Here is a 3,429-nt window from a genome sequence, read left to right as displayed (position 1 = left end):
CCTTCACGTCGCGCGTCAAGGAGCGCTACATCGCCGCCCACGGCCAGGACGCGTGGATGGCGCAGCTCGCGGAGCGCGCCCAGAGCCTGTACCCGCGACTGCGCCGCCCCGCCGGCGAGCGCTTCGCCCAGCCGGCGTTCGGTCGCTCGGGCTACTCGGCGGAGGACGTCGACAGCCTGCTCGACCGCCTCACCGTGTTCTTCGACCAGGGCAAGCCGCTCACGGCCGAGGAGCTGCGCTCCGCGACCTTCCGTCGCCGCGCGTCGTGGGCCGCGTATGACGAGCGCGTGGTCGACGCGTACATCGCCCGCGCGGTCGAGATTCTGCTCGGGGCGGCGTGAGCGACCAGCCCCGCACGGTCGCGCTGCTGGGCTCCACCGGATCGATCGGCACCCAGGCGATCGACGTCATCGATCGCAACCCGGGATCGTTCGACGTCACCGCCATCGCCGCGGGCGGATCTGACCCCGACCTCGTGGTCGCGCAGGCGCGCGCGACCGGCGCCCGGCTCGTGGCCGTCGCGAGGGCCGATGCGGTGGCTGAGATTGCGCGCGACCTTCCCGGGGTCGAGGTCGTGGGAGGGGCCGATGCGGTGGTCGCCGCCGCGGCCTGCGGCGCCGATGTGGTGCTCAACGGCATCACCGGCTCGGTGGGCCTGCGGCCCACGCTCGCCGCGCTCGACGCCGGCAGCACGCTCGCGCTGGCCAACAAGGAGTCGCTGGTCGCCGGAGGAGCGCTGGTCAAGCAGGCCGTGCAGCGCCCCGACCAGATCGTGCCCGTCGACTCCGAGCACTCGGCGCTCGCGCAGGCGCTGCGCGGCGGGACGGCGGCCGAGGTGCGACGCCTGGTCGTCACGGCCTCCGGTGGAGCGTTCCGCGGGCGCACGCGCGACCAGCTCGCCCACGTCACTGCCGCGGACGCCCTGCAGCACCCCACGTGGGACATGGGTCCTGTGGTCACGATCAACTCCGCCTCGATGGTCAACAAGGCCCTCGAGGTGATCGAGGCGCACCTACTGTTCGACGTGCCCATGGACCGGATCGAGGTCGTGGTGCATGCGCAGTCCGTGATCCATTCGATGGTCGAGTTCGTGGACGGCTCCACGCTCGCGCAGGCCTCGCCGCCCGACATGCGCCTGCCGATCGCGCTGGGCCTGGGCTGGCCGCACCGCGTTCCCGACGCCGCCCCCGCATGCGACTGGACGCAGGCCGCCACCTGGACCTTCGAGCCCCTCGACGAGGGTGCCTTCCCCGCGGTGAGCGTGGCTCGCCAGGCCGTCGCCGCATCGGCCCTCCACCCGGCGGTGTTCAACGCCGCCAACGAGGAGTGCGTGCAGGCGTTCGTTGCCGGATCGTTGCCTTTCCTCGGGATCGTGGACACGGTGCGGCGCGTTGTGGAGGAGTACGACGCGCCCTCCGAGCTGTCGCTCGAGGCCGTCGACGAGGCCGAGCGGTGGGCGCGAGCCCGCGCCGCGGCACTCATCGGCTGAGGAATCGGAACGTAGGGTAGGGAACATGGCGACGGCGGTGGGCATCCTGGTGCTCGTGATCGGGCTGCTGATCTCGATCGCGCTTCACGAGCTGGGCCACATGATCCCGGCCAAGAAGTTCGGAGTGCGGGTCAGCGAGTACTTCGTGGGCTTCGGCCCGCGGGTGTGGTCGCGCGTCAAGGGCGAGACCGAGTACGGCCTCAAGGCGATCCCGCTGGGCGGCTACGTGCGCCTGGTGGGCATGATCCCGCCCGAGGAGCGCGTGAAGCCCGTGCGCGGCACCGGCTGGGCCTCGCGGCTCATCGGCGACGCGCGCGAAGCGGCCGTCGAGGAGATCCAGCCGGGGGAGGACCACCGCGCGTTCTACCACCTGACCTGGTGGCGCAAGATCATCGTGATGATGGGCGGGCCGCTCGTGAACCTGGTGCTCGCCGTGGTGTTGTTCACCGGCGTCCTGAGCATCGTCGGCACGCCCACCCAATCGTTGACAGTCGGCGCCGTGGTGCCGTGCACCCCCGCCGCGGGAGCCACCACATGCACCGAAGACGACCCGGCATCGCCGGCCGTGGCCGCAGGCCTCCAAGACGGCGATGTGATCGTGGCAGTCGACGACGTGCCCGCCGAGTCGTGGGCGCAGGCGACGGCGATCATCGCCGACAGCCCCGGGCAGTCCCTTCCCCTCGAGGTCGAACGGGACGGCGAGATCGTGGCGCTGACCGTCACCCCTGCCGAGCGCGACCGTGCGGTCTACGACGACGAGGGCGAGGTTGTCCTCGATGCCGCGGGAGAGCCGGTCCTGGAGACTGTCGGATACCTGGGCGTCTACAGCGAGCTGGTCAACGAGCGCCAGCCGCTCACTGCCGGTTCCGCGCTCACCTGGGAGTACCTGGTCGCCACCACCGACGTCATCGTCCACCTGCCGTCGCACCTGATCGATGCGGCCCAGGCCGCGCTTGGGCAAGAGGAGCGTCGCACCGACTCCGTGATGGGTGTCGTGGGCGTGGGGCGCGTGGCGGGTGAGATCGCCGGTACTGAGGTGGAGGGCTACTCCATCACCGAGCGCGTCGCCGACATGCTGATGCTTCTGGGCGGCCTGAACCTCGCGCTGTTCGTGTTCAACATGATCCCCCTGGTGCCGCTGGACGGCGGCCACGTGGCGTCCGCGCTGTGGCAGGGGATCAAGAACGGCTGGGCGCGACTGCGACGCCTGCCCGCCCCGGCTCCCGTCGACGTGGCCCGCATGATGCCGCTCGCGTATGGGGTGTTCGGAATTCTGCTGGTGATGGGCGTCGTTCTGATCTATGCGGACATCGTCGCTCCCGTGAGCGTGCTGTGACGCGTGTGACCTGCCCGACTGCCGCCGAGACTTGGAGATAATGACACCGTGACTGCCATCGGACTCGGAATGCCCGCCATGCCGGCGCCCACCCTCGCGCCGCGCCGCAAGACCCGCAAGATCAAGGTGGGCGACCTCTACGTCGGCGGCGACGCACCGGTGAGCGTGCAGTCGATGACCACCACCAAGACTCACGACATCAATGCGACGCTGCAGCAGATTGCCGAGCTCACCGCCTCGGGCTGCGACATCGTGCGCGTGGCGTGTCCGACGCAGGACGACGCCGACGCGCTTCCGGCGATCGCCAAGAAATCGCAGATCCCGGTGATCGCGGACATCCACTTCCAGCCCAAGTACGTGTACGCCGCGATCGAGGCCGGCTGCGCTGCCGTGCGTGTGAACCCGGGCAACATCCGGCGCTTCGATGACCAGGTCAAGGAGATCGCCCAGGCGGCGAAGGACCACGGGACCTCGATCCGCATCGGCGTCAATGCCGGCTCACTGGAAAAGAGCCTGCAGCGTAAGTACGGCGAGCCGACACCCGAGGCCCTGGTGGAATCCGCCCTGCGCCACGTGGACATCCTCGACAGCCTGGACTTCCAGG

General features: G+C 70.2%; 3 protein-coding genes and 1 pseudogene. All 4 read left to right on the top strand.

The features are described 5' to 3' along the window. Positions 1–341, top strand: a pseudogene (locus QZ483_RS13235) (cell division protein DivIVA); the annotation flags it as partial. Further along, positions 338–1,489, top strand: a complete 1,152-nt coding sequence (dxr, locus tag QZ483_RS13230; protein ID WP_297084788.1) for a 1-deoxy-D-xylulose-5-phosphate reductoisomerase — start codon at positions 338–340, stop codon at positions 1,487–1,489. The pseudogene QZ483_RS13235 and the gene dxr, both read left to right, overlap by 4 nt. 25 nt (positions 1,490–1,514) lie before the next feature. Next, positions 1,515–2,825 carry an RIP metalloprotease gene (locus QZ483_RS13225; protein ID WP_297084786.1) on the top strand — a complete coding sequence of 437 codons (1,311 nt, stop codon included), beginning with the start codon at positions 1,515–1,517 and terminating at the stop codon, positions 2,823–2,825. A 48-nt stretch (positions 2,826–2,873) separates the two neighbouring features. Then, positions 2,874–3,429: flavodoxin-dependent (E)-4-hydroxy-3-methylbut-2-enyl-diphosphate synthase (locus QZ483_RS13220; RefSeq protein ID WP_297084784.1), on the top strand; the 556-nt coding region annotated here is incomplete at its 3' end.

The organism is uncultured Demequina sp. (assembly GCF_913055775.1).
Classification (GTDB): domain Bacteria; phylum Actinomycetota; class Actinomycetes; order Actinomycetales; family Demequinaceae; genus Demequina.
This window is presented reverse-complemented; position numbering and strand designations above follow the sequence as displayed.

Coding starts and splice junctions, on each gene's coding strand:
- QZ483_RS13225 (WP_297084786.1), top strand. CDS start 1,515: ATGGCGACGGCGGTGGGCATCCTGGTGCTCGTGATCGGGCTGCTGATC.